This is a genomic window from Pseudomonas sp. MWU12-2345 (assembly GCF_023242385.1).
In the GTDB taxonomy this organism is placed as follows: domain Bacteria; phylum Pseudomonadota; class Gammaproteobacteria; order Pseudomonadales; family Pseudomonadaceae; genus Aquipseudomonas; species Aquipseudomonas gingeri_D.
In genome coordinates this window covers 246,950-269,212 of record NZ_JALLJA010000009.1, presented here as the reverse complement: position 1 = coordinate 269,212, position 22,263 = coordinate 246,950, and the positions used below count along the sequence as shown (strand labels likewise).

25 protein-coding genes and 1 pseudogene are annotated in these 22,263 nt (G+C 58.9%); 15 read left to right on the top strand and 11 right to left on the bottom strand.

What is annotated here, in order from left to right; all coding sequences use genetic code 11:
• The first annotated feature begins 12 nt into the window (after positions 1 to 12).
• The 6 genes from M5C71_RS19540 to M5C71_RS19515 all read left to right on the top strand — a co-directional run bounded on the left by M5C71_RS19540 (position 13) and on the right by M5C71_RS19515 (position 2,840).
• Positions 13 to 252 (top strand): hypothetical protein, encoded by a 240-nt coding sequence (locus tag M5C71_RS19540; protein WP_248768559.1) that lies wholly within the window; start codon positions 13 to 15, stop codon positions 250 to 252.
• A gap of 399 nt (positions 253 to 651) precedes the next feature.
• Positions 652 to 975, top strand: a complete 324-nt coding sequence (locus M5C71_RS19535) for a YXWGXW repeat-containing protein (RefSeq protein WP_103494972.1) — start codon at positions 652 to 654, stop codon at positions 973 to 975.
• 77 nt (positions 976 to 1,052) lie between these two features.
• Entirely contained in the window at positions 1,053 to 1,631 is a 579-nt protein-coding gene (locus M5C71_RS19530; RefSeq protein WP_103494973.1) for an RNA polymerase sigma factor, read from the top strand.
• Complete coding sequence (locus M5C71_RS19525; RefSeq protein ID WP_103495013.1) at positions 1,631 to 2,065, top strand: hypothetical protein; 435 nt, start codon at positions 1,631 to 1,633, stop codon at positions 2,063 to 2,065. The genes M5C71_RS19530 and M5C71_RS19525 overlap by 1 nt, the downstream gene beginning before the upstream one ends.
• Positions 2,062 to 2,541, top strand: a complete 480-nt coding sequence (locus M5C71_RS19520; protein WP_248768531.1) for a periplasmic heavy metal sensor — start codon at positions 2,062 to 2,064, stop codon at positions 2,539 to 2,541. Before M5C71_RS19525 ends, M5C71_RS19520 begins: the two co-directional genes overlap by 4 nt.
• Positions 2,542 to 2,627: 86 nt before the next feature.
• Positions 2,628 to 2,840, top strand: coding sequence for a YXWGXW repeat-containing protein (locus M5C71_RS19515; protein ID WP_248768530.1), 213 nt, complete (start codon positions 2,628 to 2,630; stop codon positions 2,838 to 2,840).
• Positions 2,841 to 2,941: 101 nt separating this feature from the next.
• Here M5C71_RS19515 and M5C71_RS19510 read toward each other — a convergent pair.
• Positions 2,942 to 3,886 (bottom strand): annotated as a pseudogene (locus M5C71_RS19510) (chitinase); the annotation flags it as partial.
• A gap of 106 nt (positions 3,887 to 3,992) precedes the next feature.
• Positions 3,993 to 4,628, bottom strand: coding sequence for a lytic polysaccharide monooxygenase auxiliary activity family 9 protein (locus tag M5C71_RS19505; protein ID WP_248768529.1), 636 nt, complete (start codon positions 4,626 to 4,628; stop codon positions 3,993 to 3,995).
• Positions 4,629 to 4,965: 337 nt separating this feature from the next.
• On the opposite strand from M5C71_RS19505, the gene M5C71_RS19500 reads away from it, so the two are divergent.
• The 3 genes from M5C71_RS19500 to M5C71_RS19490 all read left to right on the top strand — a co-directional run bounded on the left by M5C71_RS19500 (position 4,966) and on the right by M5C71_RS19490 (position 7,072).
• Positions 4,966 to 5,757, top strand: a complete 792-nt coding sequence (locus M5C71_RS19500) for an AraC family transcriptional regulator (RefSeq protein ID WP_248768528.1) — start codon at positions 4,966 to 4,968, stop codon at positions 5,755 to 5,757.
• A 73-nt stretch (positions 5,758 to 5,830) separates the two neighbouring features.
• Positions 5,831 to 6,445, top strand: coding sequence for a LysE family transporter (locus M5C71_RS19495; RefSeq protein ID WP_248768527.1), 615 nt, complete (start codon positions 5,831 to 5,833; stop codon positions 6,443 to 6,445).
• A 213-nt stretch (positions 6,446 to 6,658) separates the two neighbouring features.
• A complete protein-coding gene (locus M5C71_RS19490; protein WP_248768526.1) occupies positions 6,659 to 7,072 on the top strand; it encodes a hypothetical protein in 414 nt (137 codons plus the stop codon).
• Positions 7,073 to 7,143: 71 nt separating this feature from the next.
• Here the strand turns inward: M5C71_RS19490 and M5C71_RS19485 are convergent, their stop codons facing one another.
• A complete protein-coding gene (locus tag M5C71_RS19485; RefSeq protein ID WP_248768525.1) occupies positions 7,144 to 8,457 on the bottom strand; it encodes a PAS domain-containing methyl-accepting chemotaxis protein in 1,314 nt (437 codons plus the stop codon).
• A 215-nt stretch (positions 8,458 to 8,672) separates the two neighbouring features.
• On the bottom strand, positions 8,673 to 9,578 hold the full coding sequence (locus M5C71_RS19480) for an AraC family transcriptional regulator (protein WP_248768555.1): 906 nt from the start codon (positions 9,576 to 9,578) through the stop codon (positions 8,673 to 8,675).
• Positions 9,579 to 9,829: 251 nt separating this feature from the next.
• On the opposite strand from M5C71_RS19480, the gene M5C71_RS19475 reads away from it, so the two are divergent.
• Positions 9,830 to 10,672 carry an oxidoreductase gene (locus tag M5C71_RS19475; RefSeq protein ID WP_248768524.1) on the top strand — a complete coding sequence of 281 codons (843 nt, stop codon included), beginning with the start codon at positions 9,830 to 9,832 and terminating at the stop codon, positions 10,670 to 10,672.
• On the opposite strand, the gene M5C71_RS19470 is transcribed toward M5C71_RS19475, so the two are convergent.
• Both M5C71_RS19470 and M5C71_RS19465 read right to left on the bottom strand, forming a co-directional pair.
• Positions 10,669 to 10,851, bottom strand: a complete 183-nt coding sequence (locus M5C71_RS19470; protein ID WP_103494981.1) for a DUF1289 domain-containing protein — start codon at positions 10,849 to 10,851, stop codon at positions 10,669 to 10,671. The genes M5C71_RS19475 and M5C71_RS19470 overlap by 4 nt on opposite strands.
• A 3-nt stretch (positions 10,852 to 10,854) precedes the next feature.
• Positions 10,855 to 11,226 (bottom strand): hypothetical protein, encoded by a 372-nt coding sequence (locus tag M5C71_RS19465; RefSeq protein ID WP_248768523.1) that lies wholly within the window; start codon positions 11,224 to 11,226, stop codon positions 10,855 to 10,857.
• A 212-nt stretch (positions 11,227 to 11,438) separates the two neighbouring features.
• On the opposite strand from M5C71_RS19465, the gene M5C71_RS19460 reads away from it, so the two are divergent.
• Entirely contained in the window at positions 11,439 to 11,663 is a 225-nt protein-coding gene (locus M5C71_RS19460; RefSeq protein ID WP_103494983.1) for a hypothetical protein, read from the top strand.
• A 134-nt stretch (positions 11,664 to 11,797) separates the two neighbouring features.
• Here M5C71_RS19460 and M5C71_RS19455 read toward each other — a convergent pair whose 3' ends face one another.
• Positions 11,798 to 12,325: a winged helix DNA-binding protein gene (locus tag M5C71_RS19455; protein WP_103495015.1), complete on the bottom strand. Its 528-nt coding sequence runs from the start codon at positions 12,323 to 12,325 to the stop codon at positions 11,798 to 11,800.
• Here M5C71_RS19455 and M5C71_RS19450 point away from each other — a divergent pair.
• On the top strand, positions 12,302 to 13,231 hold the full coding sequence (locus M5C71_RS19450) for a response regulator (protein WP_103494984.1): 930 nt from the start codon (positions 12,302 to 12,304) through the stop codon (positions 13,229 to 13,231). The two genes, M5C71_RS19455 and M5C71_RS19450, sit on opposite strands and share 24 nt — an antisense overlap.
• 255 nt (positions 13,232 to 13,486) lie before the next feature.
• Positions 13,487 to 14,083 (top strand): plasmid pRiA4b ORF-3 family protein, encoded by a 597-nt coding sequence (locus M5C71_RS19445; protein WP_248744966.1) that lies wholly within the window; start codon positions 13,487 to 13,489, stop codon positions 14,081 to 14,083.
• A gap of 66 nt (positions 14,084 to 14,149) precedes the next feature.
• Here the strand turns inward: M5C71_RS19445 and M5C71_RS19440 are convergent, their stop codons facing one another.
• The 4 genes from M5C71_RS19440 to M5C71_RS19425 all read right to left on the bottom strand — a co-directional run bounded on the left by M5C71_RS19440 (position 14,150) and on the right by M5C71_RS19425 (position 19,041).
• The gene (locus M5C71_RS19440; RefSeq protein ID WP_248744965.1) at positions 14,150 to 15,310 is read right to left on the bottom strand and encodes a mandelate racemase/muconate lactonizing enzyme family protein; all 1,161 of its coding nucleotides are present in this window, start codon (positions 15,308 to 15,310) and stop codon (positions 14,150 to 14,152) included.
• A gap of 39 nt (positions 15,311 to 15,349) precedes the next feature.
• Positions 15,350 to 16,666 carry an MFS transporter gene (locus M5C71_RS19435; RefSeq protein ID WP_103495016.1) on the bottom strand — a complete coding sequence of 439 codons (1,317 nt, stop codon included), beginning with the start codon at positions 16,664 to 16,666 and terminating at the stop codon, positions 15,350 to 15,352.
• A gap of 263 nt (positions 16,667 to 16,929) precedes the next feature.
• Positions 16,930 to 17,982 carry a LacI family DNA-binding transcriptional regulator gene (locus M5C71_RS19430; RefSeq protein WP_103494987.1) on the bottom strand — a complete coding sequence of 351 codons (1,053 nt, stop codon included), beginning with the start codon at positions 17,980 to 17,982 and terminating at the stop codon, positions 16,930 to 16,932.
• A gap of 114 nt (positions 17,983 to 18,096) precedes the next feature.
• A complete protein-coding gene (locus tag M5C71_RS19425) occupies positions 18,097 to 19,041 on the bottom strand; it encodes a LysR substrate-binding domain-containing protein (RefSeq protein ID WP_248744964.1) in 945 nt (314 codons plus the stop codon).
• A gap of 169 nt (positions 19,042 to 19,210) precedes the next feature.
• On the opposite strand from M5C71_RS19425, the gene M5C71_RS19420 reads away from it, so the two are divergent.
• Positions 19,211 to 20,752: a histidine ammonia-lyase gene (locus M5C71_RS19420; RefSeq protein ID WP_248768522.1), complete on the top strand. Its 1,542-nt coding sequence runs from the start codon at positions 19,211 to 19,213 to the stop codon at positions 20,750 to 20,752.
• Positions 20,753 to 21,380: 628 nt separating this feature from the next.
• The gene (locus M5C71_RS19415; protein WP_178129759.1) at positions 21,381 to 22,238 is read left to right on the top strand and encodes a transporter substrate-binding domain-containing protein; all 858 of its coding nucleotides are present in this window, start codon (positions 21,381 to 21,383) and stop codon (positions 22,236 to 22,238) included.
• Positions 22,239 to 22,263: the final 25 nt, after the last annotated feature.

The following is a 22,263-nucleotide window of genomic DNA, read 5'->3' as shown; positions in this document are numbered from 1 at the left end:
ACAGCTGCGGGAATGATGGCCCTGTTTTTTATGATTTTCCAGTCTCAGCAAAACCTAAAACGCAAGCTGGGAATTACTTCATTTTATGACAAGCCAACAGAGCACCCCGTAGAAGCCAGCTTGCTGGCGATGGTATCGACGCGGTCTCCGGTCAAACCGCGTCACCTGAATCGCCGGCAAGCCGGCTCCTACCGGGTCTGTGGTGTGTTCGAGGCGCCGCTGCTTAAACGGTCGCCGCCGTGGGCGCGGTGACCGGCGCCACATACCCGTATCGCCAGCAGCAATGATCCCGATGACCCGGCAAGATCACACAACCGCTCAGACTCAGCAGCAACACAGCTGCACCCAACAGTGAAAGGCGACGTGACATGGTGGTTTCCTCAGGAGGTTCAATAGGTAAAGCCGCTCAACCCACAGGGTCAAGGCACCTGCCGATTGCTACGGTTACCGGTTGAACGTGATGACGATGACCAATCCGTCGCTGCCCTCGAACAATTTCATCAAGTGCCCGCCTTCCCTACGCAATACTGCCCTCGCCCCCTCGGAATGTATCGATAAAAAAATGATTTTTTCTCGCGACGGATTTTCCCGGCACCTATCGTTCAACTCATCAGCAGCGTTCACTTTCGTACGCAGCCTGAAGGAGTTGTCATGAAACCTACACGACCCCTGGCCAAATTGCGCCATGCCCTCCTGCTGATCCCGCTGGCGTTCGCCGCGCTGACCAGTACGCCGAGCTTTGCTCAGACCGAAGTCATCATTCGTGAAGCGCCACCACCGATGCGCGTCGAGGCCGAGCCCATGGGGCGCCCCGGCTACGTCTGGGACCGTGGGCACTGGCGCTGGGAAGGTCGGGGTTACGTCTGGTTCCCTGGCCACTGGCAGCCCGTGATGCGCAATGCGCGCTGGGAACCGGGCCACTGGGAACCCCGTGGACCTAACTGGCGCTGGGTCGAAGGACACTGGATCCGCTGACCTGCGGGCCGGACGACGCTACTGCGCCGTCCGGCCTTGTCATACCCGAACCCATCACCGGACCGAGACTTGCCCGATTGAAAGAGATTGATCCGGACGTTGAGCTGCTGGCCCGTATTGGCAACAAGGAGCCGGCCGCCGTCAACGAGATGGTGTCGCGCAAGCTGCCCCGTTTGCTCGCCCTCGCCAGCCGGATACTGGGCGATGCCGATGAGGCCAAGGATGTGGCGCAAGAAAGTTTTCTGCGCATCTGGAGACAGGCGGCGAACTGGCGCAGTGGCGAGGCGCGTTTCGACACCTGGCTGCACCGGGTGGTGCTGAACCTCTGTCACGACCGCCTGCGCAAGCGCAAGGAGCGCCCGCTGGACGACGACGAGCCCGGCATTGAGTTGGTCGACAGCGCCCCCCGCCCCGATGAACAGCTGGAGGCGACGGCGCGCAGTGAGCAGATGGCCGCGGCCCTGGCCGCGTTGCCTGATCGTCAGCGCGAAGCCATCGTGTTGCAGTACTACCAGGAGCTGTCGAACATCGAAGCGGCGGCGCTGATGAATATCAGCGTCGATGCACTGGAAAGCCTGCTCTCGCGGGCCAGGCGCAACCTGCGCAGCTACCTCGCCGAAACGCACGGCCCAGATAGCCTAGGAAGGGGAAGATGATGACGCCCGAACGATTTGCTTACCTGGCCGACGCCTACGGCGCGGACCTGCAACGCTGGCCGGCCGCCGAACGCGGCGCCGCCCTGGGGTTGCTTGAGCGTGGCGATGCCGCGTTGCTCCAGGTGCTGCAACAGGCCCGGCAACTCGACAGCCTGCTCGACAGCTATCAACTGGCGCCTCCCGACCCGGCCCTGGCCCGGCGTATTGCCGCTTCAGCAGTCATGACCAAGCCGGTGTCGTTCTGGAGCCGTTATGCCGACTGGCTGTCCAGTGTCGGCTTCGTCGGTGTGGGCCTGGCTGGGATTGCCACCGGTATCCTGGTGGTCTCGCTGAGCCTGCCATTGTCCACTGCATCCGAAGCGCTGCCGAGTGTCTTCGACCAGGGCGATGCCGATATCGTCTTCACCGTAAACGCCGAGGAAAGCGAGCAATGAGTCAACCGTCCAAGACCATCAAGAACTTCCTCCTGATGTCGTTGATGCTCAATGTCTTCCTGATCTGTGGCATCGGTGGTGGCGTCTACCACTGGTTGGTCAATGCGAAACCGGCCATGGCCGCCGTCAACCAGCACGGCTTGCGCCAGGCCATGGTGCAGTTGCCGGAGGCGCGACAGCATGAGTTGCGCCAACTGCTACGCCGCAATCGAGCCGACAGCCAGCCGCTGATCATGGCAGGCCGCCAGGCGCGTCAGGATGTGATCAAGCAGCTTGAGGCGCCGACACTGGATCGGCCGGCCTTGCTGGCGGATCTGGGCAAAGCCCGTGAGGCGGATGTCGCGCTCAGGGCGCTGGTGGACAACACCCTGGCGGAATTCGCCGAGACCCTGCCCCAGGAGGAACGTCGCAAACTGGTCGACTCCCTGTATTTCCACACGCAAGCCAAAGGCAAGTCGATGCAAAAAAAGCTGTGAGGGCGACGGATTTTCCCTGTTGTGACGTTTAACCCTTACAAGCCCGCCCACCAGGCAACGACAAATGCTCTGCAAGGAGTCACGCAATGCTGCGAATATTCAAGACCGCGCTGATTGCCACCCTGATGGCCGCGTCACTGGCTGGCTGTATTGTCGAGCCGGTGCATCCGCGTCGACCACCGCCCATTGTCGAAGTCGTACCGGTCACGCCCGGACCGGGTTATCACTGGGTCGCCGGGCACTATCGCTGGGGGCATAATCAGTGGATCTGGGTGCCTGGGCATTGGCGCTACCAGTAGTGGAACAGCGATAAGACAAAACCCGGCGCAAGCGCCGGGTTTCGTTTTTCTGCTTAGGCCTGCCGCTTGCCCGCTGACACTTCAGCCGCCGCCAGCGCGCCATGAATCAGCGGCGCGTAGCGATTGCGGAATTCCCAGTTGTAAGGCACCTGCTGCCGGCTGAGCCCCTGGTCCCAGTTGATGGACCAGGTCATCAGCCCCTTGATCGAATGGCCGGCGGCATCCAGTCGCTTGAACGCATTGACCACCGCCGCCGGGTCGATCACGTAACCCGTGGCCGCCGCATCGTTATTGGTCGGCAGGCCAATGACGAACTTGTCCGGCGTAATCTTGGTAAAGCCCCGCGTTCCCGTGACCAGGCTATCGGTCAGGTAGTAGAGGAAATCCTCCTTCATCGCATCGTTGTTCTGCGCGATCCAGGCTCCGCTGCCACCGTTGGCTTCCGGCACCCAGACGCCATCGCCGCCCTGGTTGTAATACTGCGGCGCGATAAAGTCGTAGTAGCCGTCGAGGGCGGTGATGTAATCGATGTACTTGCCGTTGGTGGTGAGATAGGGGAACTCGGGGGCCATGCTGATAATGAAGTGCTTGCCCTCGGCCTTGTAGTGGTTGCGCACCAGTTTCAGGGCCGCGGGCAACACCGCCTTGTTGTCGGCATAGTCGATGGCACTTTGTTCCAGGTCGATATCCAGCCCATCGAAACCATAGGTTTCCACCAGGCGGATGATTTCGTTGGCCAGTGGCTGCTCGGAGCCCTTGTGCAGTTCGATATGGGCATCGGCACCGCCCAGTGAAATCAGCACGGCACGGCCCTGACCGTTGAGGACACCGACCTGGCGGCGGAACTCCGCGTCAGACAGGTTATACGGCTTGAACGTCGGGATGCCGTTGCCTTTCATAAAGGCCACGGCCACCACGTTGTACTCCATGGGCACATCCGTCAGCGCCAGGTTGGCGAACTTGCCGCCCTGGTAGCCATCGTTCGGCCCCGCGGCCCAGTTGTGCCAGAAGCCCATGAGGATTTTCTTGCCGGCAAGGCTCGGCATCGCCGACGCCGCATCGCTGGCCTTGGATTTGAGCAGTGAGAAGTCGATTGTGGTCACATTCCAGTCCTTTAGAAATTTACATGAGATCGATTGCCCAGAGGCAAGGTCATTTGAAGTCCACGTCAAACGCCTGGTAGAAGGCGTTGCCGGTATTGGCGACGATCCACAACAGGACGATGACGTGATGGCCTTTCTTGCCCGCCGGCAGTTTCACCTCGTGCTCCACCTTGGCCTTCAACTCATCGCTGTGCTGGTAGTAAGGCACCTGGGTGTAGAAGTCCTCGTAAAACGGCTTGGCTTCCAGTTGCCCACGGCTGATGCGTTGTTTCGGGTCCCAGCCGTCCTTGGTGATAAACCAGCGATAGCCCCGGGTGACGTGGGCGGCGGTGTATTCCCACTGCACCTGGAAGGCCTGCCCAGGGTTGACGTTCAGCAGTGGCCAGGCATAAGGGCGATTGAGCTTCTTGCTCAATTCCTCGTCGGTGAAGTTGATGCAGTCACGGGCATCGTTTTTCCCGCCACTGAGGATGTAACCGTCAGCGGGTGGAATGACGCTCTGGTCATCGGTTTCAAACGGTTTCGGGAAAGGCCCGGCGGTGAGCGCCGGAAAGTTCTTCCCGCCTTCCATTTCATTGACCTGCCAGGTACCGAGCAACCCCAGTTCCACGGCCACCGATCCACGGCTGGACGGCGAAACGACACGGCCATGTTTAAGTTCGGGTTTAGATAAAGGCTTGTTCATTTTTCTCACTCCTTTGAAAGAAATCTCTCCAACTCAGGGAGAACCTTCAACCTAGCTCAAACAACAAGAATGTCCATCTAACGCTGAAACAATGAACTTAATCTCTAATCTATAACCCTCTGAATAAATTGAGTTTTTAAAAAATAAACGACAATACTTACGCACAACACAGCGAATAGATTACATGCCCTATTCGCAATAAACTCTGGTCATACCGCTCATGAAAAAATTACCCACAAACGCTCATAAAACGTAACAAGATATTTTTAAACCCCCATGGATCACACCCCAAAGGCTGGGTATCCTGAGCGCCACAGTGCAATGGCGGGCCCTCCCTTTGAACTCCATACGTTATGCCTGGTTGGACAAGTACGAGATTTCCAGCACCGCCTGCACCGGCCTGAACTTCGCCAGGCACAGCCACGATGAGTGCGTGATCGGGGTCAATCTGCTGGGCGAGGAAAAGGTCTGGCTTGACCGGCGGACTTTCGGCGCCGGCGCGGGCAATATCACCCTCTACAATCCCGGCCAGATCCAGGGTGGAGGCGCTGCGCCCGGTACACCCTGGCGTTTCGTAAGCCTCTACGTCAGTGCCGGGCAACTGGCGACGGACCTGGGGCTGAACCATCTGGAGTTTGGTCGGGCGCTCTGCTACCAGCCGCAGCTCGCGGAAAAGTTTGCCCATGCGGTGGAACAGTCGTTGCTGCCGGACCCATTGCTCCGGGCCATCGCCGAGGAGACGCTGGTCGTGCTGCTGGGCGAGATCGTGGCACTGAGCGGGCTGCGCCTGCCGGGCACCACCTCAGTGGGACGCGGCTTGGTGAACCGGGCCCAGGAAATCATCGCCGAGCGCTTGCAGGCACCGCAAAGCCTGGAAGAGTTGAGCGACGAGTTCAGCCTGTCGAAATTCCATCTCCTGCGAGCCTTCCAGCGCGAAACCGGACTCAGCCCGCGACAGTGGGCCATGCAACTGCGAACCCGACGCGCCCAGGGGCTGTTGCGCAAAGGCGCAGCGCCTGGCGACATTGCCTACACCCTGGGGTTTACCGACCAGAGCCATCTGAACCGGCATTTCAAGGCGGCCTATGGATTGACACCCGGCCGTTATCAAAGCGCCGTGAAACGCTGAAAAGCGCAATCCGGTACAAGATCGTTTTCAGGTCTGCGTCGACAATGCCGCCAAACGGTTATTGGAGGCCTGCATGCTCACGATCTTCTTCTCCGCGCTGATCTTCGGCGTGGTGTTCTGCCTGTCGCCGGGGGCTGTCCTGGCGGAAACCTTGCGCCGCGGCTTGCTTCATGGTTTCAAGCCAGCGCTGCTGGTGCAAATCGGCTCGTTGGTGGGGGACGCGCTCTGGGCGGTGATCGGGCTGACGGGGCTTTCGCTGCTGCTGGAACACGAGCAGGTACGGATTCCGCTCACAAGCGCCTGCGCGGCCTATCTGGCGTGGCTGGGTATCCGCAGCCTGAAGGATGCCTGGCAACTGCCCGAGGCCGAAAGCGCGACCGAACGGCCGGGGACAAACGCCCTGATGGTCGGCGCGACCATTTCCATCGCCAACCCGAAAAATGTCGTCTACTGGGGCGCGCTGGGCAGCGCCCTCTCCGGCATCGTCGGCCAGACCCCGAGCCACGGGCAAACCCTGATGTTCTTTGCCGGCTTCATGTTTGCCTCGGTAGCCTGCTGCTTTGTCATCGCGGCCTTGGTCAACGCACTCAGGAAAGCCGCATCACCGGGTTGGCAGCGGCTCAGCCATGGGCTGTGCGGAGTGGCCCTGATCTACCTGGCGATACTGGCGTTGCGGGCGGTTTTCTAAAGCGAGGGGCGCCTGGGTATCGGATGGCTTTTGTTACTTACGCAACAGGCTGACAAGCCCCTCACCCAATTCACCGACAAAGCCTACACACCTGTAAGAAGCCTCTGCTTGAGCCAATGTATCCACGTCGATAACGTTTCAGGGTCGCCGCCCATCGACGACCGGTTTTGACAGACCGAAATAAAGATATAGGAGCGTCCAGGAGCTACACAAATGATGAAGAAAATTACGCCTGACTCGCCCTACCTTCCGATTAATCCGACCGGCGAAGATAAAGCAGCTTTCATTCGCCAAAGCATCAACGCCATTTTTTCACGACTGGATTCAGAACCATCGGCCAATGAAACACTGCGTTCAGGTACTGCCGAAGCACACCCGCCAATACCCTTTGAAACAGCCCACTCTCAGATCCCCTCGCTATTGGCGATTCGCGAAGACATCGGCCTACTGAACGTGCTGGCTAACGTTTCGCAGATACTTGAAACCGCCGAAGATACTGCCGACAACATCAACCTGGGCAATCACGAAACAGCTCACCATCAACTTTTGACTGTCATGCAGTCAGTGGAAATGGCCAAGGCGACGGTGGACTCGCTTCTGATGCTCGCACTTGAAACCCGGATTTAACATCCGACAACCAGAACACTCGGGCGGATCAGGAAATCCCCTGGCCGCCCGATCCCATTCCAATCTGCCACTCACTTCAACTGATTGGCAAACCGCCCCACCGCGCCCACCACCTGCTTGGCCCCATCCTGGATCTCGATGATCACCTCACCGGCCTGGTTGGCCAGGGACACGCCCTGCTCGGCCTTGTGCCGGCTGGTGGACACGTCCCGCACCGCCTCGTCCACCAGCTTCTGGTTCTGCTGAACCAGGGTGACGATTTCCTCGGTGGCGGCGCTGGTGCGCCCCGCCAGTTGCCGGACCTCGTCGGCCACCACCGCGAAACCACGGCCCTGCTCCCCGGCCCGGGCCGCCTCGATGGCGGCATTGAGCGCCAGCAGGTTGGTTTGCGCGGCAATCCCGCCAATGGTCTGGACCATCGAGGTAATCAGCATCGACTGCTTGCCCAGCGCCTCGATGCCTTCCGAGGCCGACTGCATTTCCTCGGAAATGGCCTGCATGGTCATCACCGTGTCCTTGACCACCGTGGCCCCGCGCTGCGCGGTCGTGTCGGTCTGCAGGGAGATGTCGTAGGCAATCCCCGCCGCCTCGCTGACCTCTTTCTCGCGCTCCACCTGGTCGGTCACCAGGCTGGCGAACTTGACCACTTTGTAGAGTTGGCCCTGGGCATCATGGACCGGGTTATAAGTGGCCTCCAGCCAGACATCGCGCCCCTGGCTGTCGATGCGCCTGAACCGATCCGCGACGAACTCCCCACGATTGAGGGTCGCCCAAAAGGCCTGGTACTGATTCGAAGCGACCTCTTCGGGAGAACAGAAAATACGGTGATGCTTGCCGACGATCTGCGCCAGCGAGTAGCCCATGGCCCGCAGGAACTGGTCATTGGCGGTAATCACTTCGCCCTTGAGATTGAACTCGATCACCGCCGTGGAACGCAGCAGTGCCCGAATAAAGGCCTCGTTCTCCTTCATGGTCTCGACGGTCTGGCTGACATCGCGAGCGAAACACCGGATGTGCAACAACTCGCCCTTCTCGTTCCGGACCGGCTGCCAACTGCCCTGCAACCAGGCCAGGGTGCCATCGGCGCGCAGGAAACGGTAGTTGTCGCTGACCGACTCGCCCTTGGCCACCGCAGCCTTGAGGTTACGGTAACAGTCCAGGGTTTTGACATAGGCCGGAACGATCTGCTCCAACGGTCGATCCCGCACCTGCTCGGCGGCATACCCCAGCAGGTCGAGAAAGCGTTGATTGAAGTCGATGACGCGGAACTGCGGGTCGAGCACCAGTGAAACCATTTCCGCCGTCATGCCATGGAACAACTGGTGCAACTTGAAAAGCTCTTCTTCTTTGCTCTCTAATCTCTTCTTCAGATGAGTATTGAACATGACTGCAAGAATCCCTTTTGCCGTGTTATTCCAAGACTATCGGTGTACCTGGGCAATCACTGAGACCATCGGTCGCCTCGAACTGACGCCGCAGATTGCTTGAACGCCAAGAGCCACTCGTCCCCCAGGCCGCAAGGTGCAGGCATGGTTATTAACAACATAGTTCAGGTAACGGAGTCGTGTTGAAAGGCCCGCGTGGGGCGACGGGCGGGGGTTTATTGTCGGTGCATTGCCGGGCCTGCGCTGGCAGGCCACCCCGGCGGCGGCACCACGAAACTGGCCTTCATGCGCTTGACCTCCTCAACCGGGCTGTTGCCGAACAGCCGCTTGAACTCACGGCCAAATTGCGAAGCGCTTTCGTAACCCACTTCCAAAGCAGCGCTGGCGGCGCTCACCTCGTTCCTGACCATCAGCAGCCGTGCCTGGTGCAGCCGGATCGACTTGAGGTATTGCAGCGGTGAAGTCTGGGTGACCGACTTGAAATGACCATGGAACGAAGGAACGCTCATGCCCGCTTCAGCGGCCAATTGCTCCACGCTCAGCGGTTGGCTGAAGGCCCCGTGAATCCGGCGAATGGCCCTGGCTATCTTGCCGAATTGGCCTTGCTGGGTGAGTGCCGCGCGCATGGCGCCGCCCTGTTCCCCCGTCAACGCCCGAAAGTAGATTTCACGGACCAGTGAAGGGCCGAGGATCTCCGCCTCCAGAGGCCGGTCCATCACCTCGACAAAACGCAGGACCGATTCGCTCATCACCCGGTCCATGGGGGTCGAGAACATGCCCTGGGGCTTGGACGCCGCGACGCCACCCTGCTGGTCGATTTGCAGGATCAGATCCGCGACAACATTGAAATCCAGATACAGGTAGATGGCCAGCAGCGGCGCCTGCTCGGTGGCCTGGGTTTGCATGGTGAACGGCACCGGCACTGAAACGGCCAGGTAGTGCTGTTCATCGTAGAGGTAGACCTGGTCGCCGAAGAAACCGCGCTTGCTGCCCTGGCAGACAATGACGATACCGGGCTGGTAAAACACCGGGGTCAGGCTCAGCGGCCGATTGGAACGCAGGAAACGCACCTGCGGCAACACCGTAAGGTTGTAGCCTTCCCGGGGTGTCAGCTTGTCCATCAGCGCAATCATGCGCTTGCGCACGTCGCAGGGGTCCCACGTCTCGCCGTTCACCTGATTCCCCCGCCCTCACTGACCCTGTCGTCGATTGTGCTCAAGGCCGGCCCGGAATAACAGACCGCTCATAGGAATAGGCTAGACATTCAGAGGAAGCGAGCTCTCCCTCGCGGCGCACGAGGACTAAAGTTGCGGCATTCGTACAGCGGAACATCCCGTTGTCGCCCCATCCCCTTGCCATGAGAGAAATCAGCATGTCGTCAGTCAAAACCCTGCTTGTCACCGGCGTCAGCAGCGGCTTCGGGCGAGCCCTCGCCCTGGAGGCGATTGCCGCCGGCCATCGCGTGATCGGTACGGTGCGCAACGAACCGGCCAGGCAGGCCTTTGAGGCCCTGGGCCCTTCACAAGCCTTCGGGCGCCTGCTCGATGTCACCGATTTCGGGCGGATCGACGCGGCTGTGGCCGAGATGGAATCCTCCCTGGGCCCGATCGATGTCCTGGTCAATAACGCAGGTTATGGTCACGAAGGGATCTTCGAAGAATCATCACTCGAGGAAATACGACAGCAGTTCGAGGTCAATGTCTTTGGCGCCGTGGCCGTGACCAAGGCACTGCTGCCTTATCTGCGTCAGCGTCGTCGCGGTCATATCATCAATATCACCTCCATGGGCGGGTTCATCACAATGCCCGGCATCACTGACTACTGCGGCAGCAAATTCGCCCTGGAAGGGATATCCGAAGCGCTGGGCAAGGAACTCAAGCCATTCAATATCGCGGTAACCGCCGTGGCCCCGGGATCGTTTCGTACCGACTGGGCGGGCCGCTCCATGGTCCGTTCGCCGCGCAGCATCGCCGACTATGACGCCCTGTTCGATCCCATCCGGACGGCCCGCGAAGCCAAGAGCGGCAAACAGCTGGGCGATCCCGTCAAAGCGGCCAGGGCCATGCTCAGCCTGATCGCCAGCGACCAGCCGCCGGCTCATCTGCTGCTGGGCAGTGACGCGCTCACGCTGGTTCGGGAAAAGCTCGCCAGCTATGCCGCGGAACTCCACGCCTGGGAGGCGCTGACCCGTTCCACGGACTTTGACGCGGATTAACGCTTCTTTTTCTGCAGGCTTTTCAGACGTAGCGTCGCCCGTTGCACCGCGGCCATTTTTTCCGGGCGCTTCATGCGCTTCCACTGCTTGATCTCTTCCTTGGAGCGGCCACAGCTCAGGCACATCTCGCTGTTGAGCTGGCACACGGAAATACAGGGATTGTCGATGTCCTTGGCCATGATTCAGTGGCGTCCCGGGCGTGGAGTGCGGGCAAGGTGCTGTTGCCAGTTACCGGCGCTCACCTGCTGGCAGTGCTCCTCGCTGTCGAACGTCAGATGAGCCGCGACCTGCTTGACCTCAACGTCCGCTTCGCGCAGGGCTTCGGCGGTCAGTTCAAGCATCTGGGCCGACTCGCCGGACATCGCCTGGTCACGGTTGGCCCGGGTGTCGAAAACCCAGGTCACCCGCAGGCTGGCGGGAAAGTGCGCGAAGTCCACCTCGTGGGTCAGCCAGGCAAACCCGACGATCCTGGCCTTCGCCGTCTCGCAGGCCTCGGTCAGGGCGGCAACCAGGCGACGCTCGATCTGCGCCTGCTCGCGTTTACTCAACAACATGGTTTGATCCTTTTCATCTCGACGGCGCAGAGTATGCCTGATCGTCGGCAAAGCCCGGTATCGACAGGATGACAGGTGGGTGGTCAGGCGGGCGCGCGAAGATTCGACAGTTCATTCGCTGCCCCCTAAGCTGAGCGAAGAAAAAGACAGGGGTGGTGGGCATTCGGTCGCCGGCCTGCCGTAGAAAAAACCAGAGACAGGAATCACCCTCCATGACGATGATTGACGTAGCTCTCTTGAAGCCCTACCTGATCGAAGCAGACAACGCCCGCGCGGCATGGCGCACGACGGTCGCCGCCTTGAGCAAGTCGCCCAAAGACACGCTGGAAGAAGGGTTCAAAGCCGTCAAGATCGCCGAGCGCACCTATTACCGATGCTGCGAAGAGTTGGCCAATGCCCTGCGCAGCGAGGTTGCGCGTGCGGAAGGGCCGAGCTGAGCAACGCACACACTCAATGCGCCAGGAATCACTCTCCCGTCACGGAGTGTGGTCGCTTACACATGCCCGATCATCCAGCCGCTTGAACAGGTGCTCTTCATCGTAAAAACGCCCCTCGAGAACTCAAACTGAGTTCAACCAGAATCCGTAGTGACAGACCTATAAGTCGAAGCCGCCCGATGAGCTTCTTCATACACACCCTTGATTTGTCTGAGTCCAAGGACGACCTCCTTGAGGTTGATACCACTGATTTCGCGTGAAAATTCCCCGAACAATATATTTTTGCGTGCCTCTGTATATTTTTCCGTATTCTCGCGACCTGCCTCGGTAACGCTGAGTTGCACCGGTCTATTCTTGAACGGTTGATATTTTTTTACCAACCCTCGTTCACTGAGCTTTGTAACACTGTAATTGATATTAAAATAATCAGAGCGATTCAACAGCTGCCCCACCTCCGCAATGGTTTTAGGTCGATCATTCATCCGAATAACGTGAAGCACCGCAAGCTCATCAACTGATATTTTATTATCGTTGGCCATCTTTTCGCACTCCAACTGCCAACGCTTGAAGGCATTAAACGCCCTCCAAAGCTGCAATTCGAACTCAGTCCAACTCACTTCACCATCAGTGGTAGCCAGATGCCACGTTTTATCAATCTGCATGAGGTGAACCTTCAGTCCTTGATTCAATCAATTTTCTACATACTTTGCCTAACTTGGCAATGGATACACCAAAAAATCAACCTAGCAGCACAAAACGATCCTCCACCCTACACACCAACAAGATTCGACCTACAAAAACATCAGCAACAAACGATATATCCCCCTATTGAACGACAAGTCCATTCGTTTTATAAATTTCAAAGCGAACCACAAAGCAAATCGCCCCGGGGAACAGAGGGAGCTTCTATGTGCCAAAATACACATCCGAACAGCATCAGGCTCCCGATCAGCAAGCAAACCCTCAGCCGTCATTTGTTTGAGCCATTGACTGACATCATGGAGACCTTCCGGAAGCTCAAGTCCGGAGCCAGGAAGACGGACAGCATGACCTTGGAACAAATGAAACAGTTTATGGCCCATTTCGAAAGAAGTTGCTCCGACCTTGAGCTGTCAGGTGCCGATATGCTTAAATTTTTTCAATGTATTGCAGAGCAAGCCAAGGAAACGACCTCTACCGACAGCCAACCCAAGCCAAGTGCCTGGCTCTCCATATTGATCGTCGACGATGATGAACGAGTGCGCGAGTTTCACTGCAAAATCCTGAAAAGCCTTAATTGCAGCGTCAACATAGCCAGTAATGGATATGAAGCCCTGGGCATGCTGTGCAAATCCTATGACGCCATCCTGATGGATATTCAAATGCCCGGAATGGACGGTATTGAGACCGCCATGAAGATTCGCCAGCAAGGGTTTGATCCGCAGACCACCCCCATCATCGCCATTACCGCCAACCCACTGGAGGAAGTTCGAAGAAAATGCCAGGCATCCATATTCAATGAGTGCATACAAAAGCCAATGGATATCAACAAACTCCAAAAAACACTCGAAACGCTGACAACCCGATAAGACTGAATGGCGTCTCCCAGCCCGTAACGTTTAAATACAACCCTATTACTGTAGGCTGATTCATACCAAACTTGTCCTTGCAGTCTGATTTTCGCCGATGAACAACGTCGCTACCATCGAAGTAGACCGTCCATCAATCAAGTTCCTACAACAGACCCTCCAGAGACTGAACACTTGAAGTGGATGACCGATGAAGCCCAGAGCGATCCCTGATCTCGCTCCTTGTCCATTGACCCTCGAGAGGCTGCCTGACCCATGACCCAGATTGCCCAACTGCCGACACCCCAAACCGACCGAGTGCTGATTCTACGCATTGAGTTGAAGTGGATAACCCCCACGATCTGGCGCCAGGTGGCGGTCCCCGAAAGCATCACCCTGGGCAACCTGCACCAGGTTATCCAGGCGACGATGGGCTGGACGGACACGCACCTGCACGAATTTGAAATTGCCGGTGACAGCTACGGTGTTTCCGACTCCAGCACCGGCTGGAAACCTCCGATCGTTGCGGAGAAACACACGACACTGATCAGCGCCCTGCGGGGGAACCGCACCTTCCGTTATGTCTATGATTTCAGGGATGGCTGGGAGCACTTGATCCGGCTGGAAAAAATCATCCCCGCCGACGTTTGCCCGCAACTGCCCTACTGCATCGACGGAGCCAACGCCCGGCCCCCCGAGGATATCGGCGGCATGCTGGGCTATGACGAGTTCCTGACGGCCCTGAATGACGCCAGCCACCCCGAGCATGAGAGCGTACTGGAGTGGTTCGGCGATAACGACTTTGATCCGACGACCTTTGATTGTGTGCGTATCAATCGGTCGTTGAAACAGATCAGGCTCCAGCGACCTTGATAACGACGTTGCCAACGGCACCTTTGGCGAGGTGCTCATAGGCGTCACACACGACCTCGAACGGGGTTATGGACGAACACCGACCTCGGCAACCTGCGCTGTCCAGGCTTTGACCTGCTCGCTGAGCGTCAGCCCCAGACCGGGACGGGTAGGCACGAGCATGCGACCGTCACGGGTTTCCAGACGCTCGTTGAACAGCGGCTCAAGCCATTCGAAATGCTCGACCCAAGGCTCGGTCGGGTAAGCCGCCGCCAGATGAACGTGCAGCTCCATGGCGAAGTGCGGCGCCAGCATCAGGCCCGCCTGCTCAGCCATGGCCGCCACCTTCAGGTAAGGCGTAATCCCCCCCACCCGCGGTGCGTCGGGCATCAGGAAATCGGCACCGCGCAGCTTGATGAACTCGGCGTGTTCGGCAACGCTGGTAAGCATTTCACCGGTAGCAATCGGCGTATCGAATTGCTGGGCCAGGGCGGCATGGCCTTCAACGTCATAGCAGTCCAGCGGCTCTTCGATCCAGATCAGGTTGTATTGTTCAAACTGGCGGCACATGCGCTGGGCCGTCGGGCGATCCCATTGCTGATTGGCATCCACCATCAAGGGGAAGTCGTCACCCAGGTGCTTGCGAACCGTGCTGACGCGCTGGATGTCGATGGCGCAATCCGGCTGGCCGACTTTCAGCTTTATGCCGCCGATGCCCTTTTCACGAGACAGGTCGGTGTTCTTCATCAGTTGATCCAGCGGCGTGTGCAGGAAACCACCGGAGGTGTTGTAGCAACGCACGGAATCACGTTGGGCACCGAGCAGGCGCGCCAGGGAAAGATTGGCGCGCTTGGCTTTCAAGTCCCACAAGGCCACGTCGAAGGCACCGATGGCCTGGGTCGACAGGCCGCTACGCCCCACCGAGGCGCCGGCCCAGCACAGCTTGGTCCACAGCTTGGCAATGTCACTCGGATTTTCGCCGATCAGCGCCGGGGCGATTTCCTGGGCATGGGCGAATTGCCCCGGCCCACCGGCCCGCTTCGAGTAACTGAAGCCGAGCCCACGATGACCATCGATGGTTTCGATTTCAGCGAACAGGATGACGATTTCGGTCATCGGCTTTTGCCGGCCGGTCAGCACCTTGGCATCACTGATCGGATTGGCCAGCGGCAGGATCACCGAAGACACACGCACCCAGGCAATACGGTCGTCGTCGGAGGATTTGATGGTGTGTTGTGCTGCGAGCATGGCGCTCTCCTTGAACGGTGATGAGGTCTTGAAAAGAGATCAGGTACGGTGCGGTGTCAGTTCGCTGTTCAGCGCGCCCTCTTCGACAGGCTTGGCCGGTGGATCCTCGAAATCATCGAATTCCAGGCGCTTGAGCGGCCCGACGATAAACAGATAGGAAAACGCCCCCAGCAACCCCATGCCGGCCACGTAGATCAACGCGACATCGAAAGAGCCCAACTGGTTGATCATCACGCCGATGGCGATGGGGGTGACGATGCTCGCGAGGTTGCCGCAGAAGTTGAACATGGCCCCGCTGACGCCCATGGCCCGGGCCGGCGAAACGTCACCGACGATGCACCAGCCCAGGTTGCCGACCCCTTTGGCGAAGAAGGCAATGGACATCACCAGGATCACCAGGGGGATCGACTGGGTGTAGTTGGCGACCATGATGCTGCTCGACAGCAACAGGCCACAGATGATCGGTGTCTTGCGGGCCGCGGTCAGGCTGAAGTTCTTGCGCAGCATCCAGTCCGACCAGACACCGCCGATCATGCCGCCCAGGCAACCGGCGATGGGGGGAATGGCGGCCACCAGCCCGACCTTTAACAGAGTCATGCCCTTGGCTTCGATCAGGTAGGTCGGGAACCAGGTCAGGAAAAACCAGGTGATCGAGGTCAGGCAGAACTGGCCCAGGTAGATGCCCAGCATCATGCGGTTGCCGCCGATGGCCTTCATTCTTTTCCAACTGAAGGGTGTCTTCACGTCGCCGAGGGTGGGCAAGCCCCCGCCCGCTTCGATGTAGTCGATTTCAGCCTGGTTGGTACGTTTGTCCTTGCGCGGCTCCTGAACCATGCGAAACCACAGCAAGCCGATCAGGATACCGGCCACACCGGTGACCCAGAACACGTGCTGCCAGCCCCAGGTACTGACCAGCCAGACCATCACCGGGGTGAACGCCGCCAGGGCAAAATATTGCGCGGACTGGAACACCGCCGTGGCCAGGCCCCGTTCATGGCGCGGGAACCACATCACCGTCAGGCGGTTGTTGGCCGGAAACGCCGGTGCTTCGGCCACCCCCATCATGAAGCGCAGGACAAACAGCACCAGAAAGGCCGAACTGAACAGGTCGACGTAGCCCTGCAGGAAGGTAAACACCGACCAGATGATCAGGCTCATGCCAAGCACCAGACGCGAGCCGAAACGGTCGAGAACGATGCCGCCGGGCAGCTGCATCCAGGTGTAGGCCCAGCCGAAGGCCGAGAAAGCGATGCCCATGGTCATGGCATCGAAGCCAAGGTCGGTGCGCATGCTCGGGGCGGCAATGGACAGCGTGGCGCGGTCAACGTAGTTGAACACGGTGACGATGAAGATCATCACGAGGATGAGATAGCGGACGTTGGTCTTCGCGACCGATGGCGTGGGCGTGATCACTATTATTTTCCTTATTGTGAGTGCAGCGGCGAATCCATGTGGCCCTTACGGCTCCTGATAACAGCATGATCGGCAAATGATTGCGCAATCATCGAAAGATTCAAAAAAAGGTCCCGCCCGACAGAGCAGATGACCTTTGCGCCGATACTACACTGATTGCGCAATCATTCAACCCTGCGATTATCGGAAAAAAGCTGTTTTCAGGATCAGGTGCTGGCGCGGTCGATCAGGGTGAAACCGGTGTCGATTCGCACGGGATGATGACTGCCGGCGGGATATTCGAAGCGCTCAAGCAGCGCCTGGGCCACTTGCAGGCCAATGTTCCTGCCATCGACGCTGACGGTCGACAAGGCCGGGTGCACCTGCGCCGCGCTGCTCAGATCGCCGAAGCCCATCACCGCCAGATCCGACGGTACCTTCATCCCGCGACTGGCGGCTTCGGCTAGGACACCCTGAGCCACGGTGTCGGAGCTGCACACCACGATGTCCGGCGGCACGGGCTGTTCAAGCAGGCGTCGCAGCCCTTCCCTGCCCACTTCGAGGGTGGCCGGCGGTGCCAGGATCTCCATCGGCACCTCTTCGATACCCTGGCGCTTGAGCTCGGCGATCAGGCTGTTGCAGCGACGCAGACCGCGAGGATCGCTGATGGTCACTACCGAGAAACGCTTGTAGCCCTTTTTCAGCAAATGCCGTGCGGTCTCCTCCCCGACTTTCTCATGGGAGAAGCCCACCAGCATATCCAGGGGATCTTCGCTCAAGTCCCAGGACTCCACCACCGGAATACCCGCCTGGGCGAGTCGCAGACGACTGGATTCGGTATGCAGCGTGCCAGTCAGGACAATACCGTCCGGCCGACGGCCGAGGACCGCTTCCAGCAGCTTTTCTTCCTGCTCGGCGGAGTAGCCGGTCAGCCCCAGCAGGGTTTGATAGCCGGCCTGGGTCAGGCGATCCATCAGCGATTGCACGGTATCGGCAAAAATGGAGTTGGCAATGGTCGGGAGGAAAATCGCCACCAGGCGGCTTTTGTTACTCGCCAGGCCACCAGCCAGCATATTTGAAACATAGCCGGTCTTGCGCACCGCTTCACGGACCTTTTCCCGAGTCTCCTCGGTCACCAGCTCCGGTCGATGCAAGGCCCGGGAAACTGTCATCGGCGAAACGCCGGCCACCTTCGCCACATCAATCAAGGTCAGGCTGGCGCCCTTCCTGGGCGCGGTGATCGATGTGTCAGTGGAGGACGCCGCTGGTTTCTTAGCCATGAACCTTTCCGAATCTGAAGCTCAGTCTCTGAAGCTGCCGTGCAAGGCAGGCTGTAAGCGCGGGGAATCTACCAAAACCCCGCGCAACATTCACGATACTTGGTTTTGGCTCACTCAGAGGGTAGCGATCAAGCCAGCGGTAATTTCCTCTTGTGCCCTGCCCCGGCCAATCAACCAGCGCTGAAAGGCCCGGCATTGGGATTTCTGCAGGGTGTTGGGGTGCCAGCTCAGGTAATACGGCGAAGGCAGCGGCATGGCGCGGCCCCAGGGAATGACCAGGCGCCCTTCATCAATATCGCGGGAAATCATCGAAAACTGCGCCAGCACCACCCCCTGGTGATCGATGGCGGCTTGAATCGCCATGCTCGACGAAGAAAAACTGCGACGGATGACAATCGCCTGCTCGACCGCCACACCTTCGTGCTCGAACCATTCGGCCCATGAGGGCGGCGAGTCGAATTTCGGCCGCGAATCGATACGGATCAGCGGGTATTGGAGCAGGTCAGCGGCCCGCTCCACCCGGCCCGGATAGCCCGCAAGGCTCAACAGCTTCGGTGAGCAGGCCGGCACCACACAATCGCGAAACAGCACGACGCTGTGCTCGGCATATTGGCCTGGCTCGCCATAACCGATCCGAAAATCGGCGTTTTCTTCCTCCGAGGTATCCGCCAGCGTGCTGTCCAGATAGATGTCGAGGTCGCCATGCTCATGCTGCCATTCGTAGGTCAGGGGCGCCAACCACCGGGTCATGAGTGAAGGCAGGCCACTGACATACAGATTGTTGGGATTTTTCGAACGCTCGACTTCGGAAACGGCGGCCCTCAACTCTTCAAAGGCCGTGGAACAGCGCCCATGAAAACGCAGGCCAATGGCGTTCAGCCGCAGGCGCTGTCCCTCCTTGACCGTCAGGCTCATGCCCAGCGCCTCCTCCAGCAACTTCATCTGCTGGCTCACGGCGCCCACGGAGAGGTTCAGGCGTTTGGCCGCCTGGGAGATACCGCCGCAGTGACCGACGGTTTCAAACACCTGGAGGGCTCGTAAAGGCGGTAGACGGCTCATGGCGGTACAAAGCTCTCGAAGGCATTTTAAGTTTAGAAATTCTATTAAAACTAACAGAAATTGCCATATTTTCTTCATCGATAAATCGCTTTAGCCTTCTCCCACGCTCAATCGAGCGATGGCCCGGCCGGGCCGGGTCCTCAATCATTTCGTTTCTCGGGAGTTCGCAATGACAGCTCATCCTCAGCAGATCACTCAGGTCGTGCTTGGCGACAGGGAACCTTCCATCGAAGAGTTCGTCGCGGTAGCCCGTTACTCCGCCAAGGTGTCGTTTTCCGAGACCTACAAGCATCGCGTAAACCGGTCCCGGGGTCTGGTCGAGCGTTTCCTCGATGAAAATCGCCTGGTCTATGGGGTGACCACCGGCTTCGGCGACAACGTCCGGCATGTGATTTCGCCACAGAATGCCAAGGAGCTTCAGGTCAATATCGTGCGCTCCCATGCCGTCGCCGTCGGCGAGCCGCTCAAGCGTGAACAGGTTCGGGCCATCCAGTTGATGGTATTGATCAGCCTGGGCAAAGGCTTTTCCGGGGTACGCCTGGAGTTGCTGGAGCTGATTGCCGGCCTGCTCAACCATGACGTCGTGCCGTTTGCGCCCGGCGAGGGGTCGGTGGGTTATCTGGCCGTCGAAGGGCACCTGGCCCTGGTCCTGCTCGGCGAGGGCAAGGCCCGGGTCAATGGCGGCGAATGGGTGGATGGCGCCACCGCCCTGCAACAGGTTGGCCTGCAACCGACGGACCTGCAGTGCAAGGAAGGCCTGGCCATGCTCAACGGCACCATGTCGGTGACCGCCATCGCGATTCTGGCCCTCTACAATGCCATGCAGAGCGCCGCCCTGGCCGACGTCACCGCCGCCCTTTCGCTGGAAGCACTGAAGGGCACGATTCGGGCCTTCGATCCGCGTTACCACTCGATCAAGGCCCACAAGGAGCAGGCGCAAACCGCCCGGGAGATCAAGGCAATGCTGCACGACAGCCAACTGATCGCCGAAAACATCGACTACCGGTTGCAGGACGCCTACAGCCTGCGGGCCATTCCCCAGGTGCATGGTGCGTCGAAACGCTTTATCGATCACGCCCGGGAAAATATCCAGAACGAAATCCACTCCTCGGGCGACAACCCGATCATCTACCCGCTGGAGGACGGTGACGGCATTGCCATTTCCGGCGCCAACTTCGACGGCAGCTATATCGGCATGTCGGCGGATTCGCTGTGCGTGGCGCTGGCCAGCCTGGCGAAGATTTCCGAACGCCGCATCGACCGCATGGTCAACTCGCACTTCAGCGAAATGCCGGCCTTCCTGGTGCGCAACCCGGGACTCAACAGCGGCTATATGATCCTGCAATACACCGCGGCGGGCCTGTATGCGGAAATGAAGGCGCTGTCATTCCCCTCCACGGTCGACAGTTTCTCGACCTGCGCCAACCAGGAGGACCTGGTCAGCCTGGCGTACAACGCCGCGATCAAGGCCTACAAGGTTTCCGAAAAGCTCGAGTCGGTGCTGGCGATTGAACTGCTGGTGGGTTGCCAGGCGTTGGACTTCCATGACGTGCACAAAGCTTCCAGCGTGACCAAGGCGGTTTACGACCTGGTGCGCAGTCGCGTACCGGTCGCCGACCATGATCGTGCCTTCTATCTGGACATGGTGAGTGTTACCGAGCAGGTACGCAGTGGTGAGGTGCTGGCCACGGTGCAGAAAAACCTCAAGTAAACAGGTTGACCCCGGGGCCGTCCTTTGGCCGTCAAGGTAGGTGTTTTGGCTACCTCTCGACGGCTGAAGGACGGCCTTTTTCGCTATACAAGCCCTCCCCAAAACGTTCCCCATCGCGCACTAACATCTCTCAAACTGTCACCGAGCGCCCCAACGTGGCGCAATTCCCAGCTCAGGTAACAACCGTTACCTCCTCGGCAAAGCTTCCAGAAAAAAAACCCCGCCCAGCAAAGCCTTGTCCTACAAGCGCTGCAGCAAAATCCCAGGTTTTATTGCACGGCGACCCGGCAAGTTGGCCGCTTGATTGCATATGCTTGTATGTACAAGTAAATGTGTGTGCGTATAAGTTGCCAGCACGATCTGTGCACAGCACCGGTTTACGTTCGAGAGCAAGGCCACAAACCTGCCGATGATCACGGCTTGATCGATCGATCAGGAGCACATGGAGAGGGGACGGCCAGCCAGGCTGAAACCATCAGGGGTGCGAATTAACCGGCTTGACTGGCGGGTTGGCTGTTTATGGTTTTGTCTTGTCTGCACAAGAACCGTTGCGCAGGCAAGCATTGGAGATTCGGCCTGAGCCGGATCAGTTCGCAACACTCCATTGATTAGGCAGGAAATTATCAAGATGTCGAAGAAATCAAGCTGGTTGGGTTCTGTAGCGCTCAGTGCAATGGTTCTGGCCTGTGCCCCGGCACTGCAGGCCAAAGAGTGGACCTCGGTGAATATCGCCACCGAGGGCGCCTATGAGCCCTGGAACCTGACGCTCCCAGGTGGAAAGATCGGCGGCTTCGAACCGGAGTTGATGGATATCATCTGCCCGCGCATGAAGCTCAAGTGCAACGTCGTGGTACAGAACTGGGACGGGATGATCGCCAGCCTCAATGCCGGCAAATTCGACGTGCTGATGGACGCCATCGTCATCAACGAGGAACGCCAGAAGGTCATGGCCTTCTCGACGCCTTACGCCCAGACCCCGGCCAGCTTCGTCTCGCTGAAAGCCGATCTGCTGCCGGGCAAGACCGGTGACGCCGCCGCCATCACCCTGGGCACCGATGCCAAGCAAGTCCGCGCCGGCGTTGAAGAGCTGCGCAAGGCCCTCAAAGGCAAGACCATCGGTATCGCCTCCGGCACCATCTACACATCGTTCATTGATGAGAACTTCAAGGATGTCGCGACCATTCGCGAGTACGGCAGCTCGGCCGAAGCCATCCTCGACCTGCTGGCTGGCCGTATCGACGTCGCTTTCGATGACGTGACCTTCTTCAACTCGGTCATGGACAAGCCAGAGAACAAACCGCTGGTCTTCACCGGTCCGGTCATCAAAGGCCCGATCTGGGGTGAAGGCGAAGCGCTGGGCTTCCGTCAGAAAGACCCGGAGCTCAAAGCCAAGTTCGACGCAGCCCTCAAGGAAGCCATGGCTGACGGCACCATCAAGAAACTGAGCGAGAAGTGGTTCAAGGCAGACCTTACCCCTAAGCAGTGATTCTGAATGGCCCGGCAACGTAACG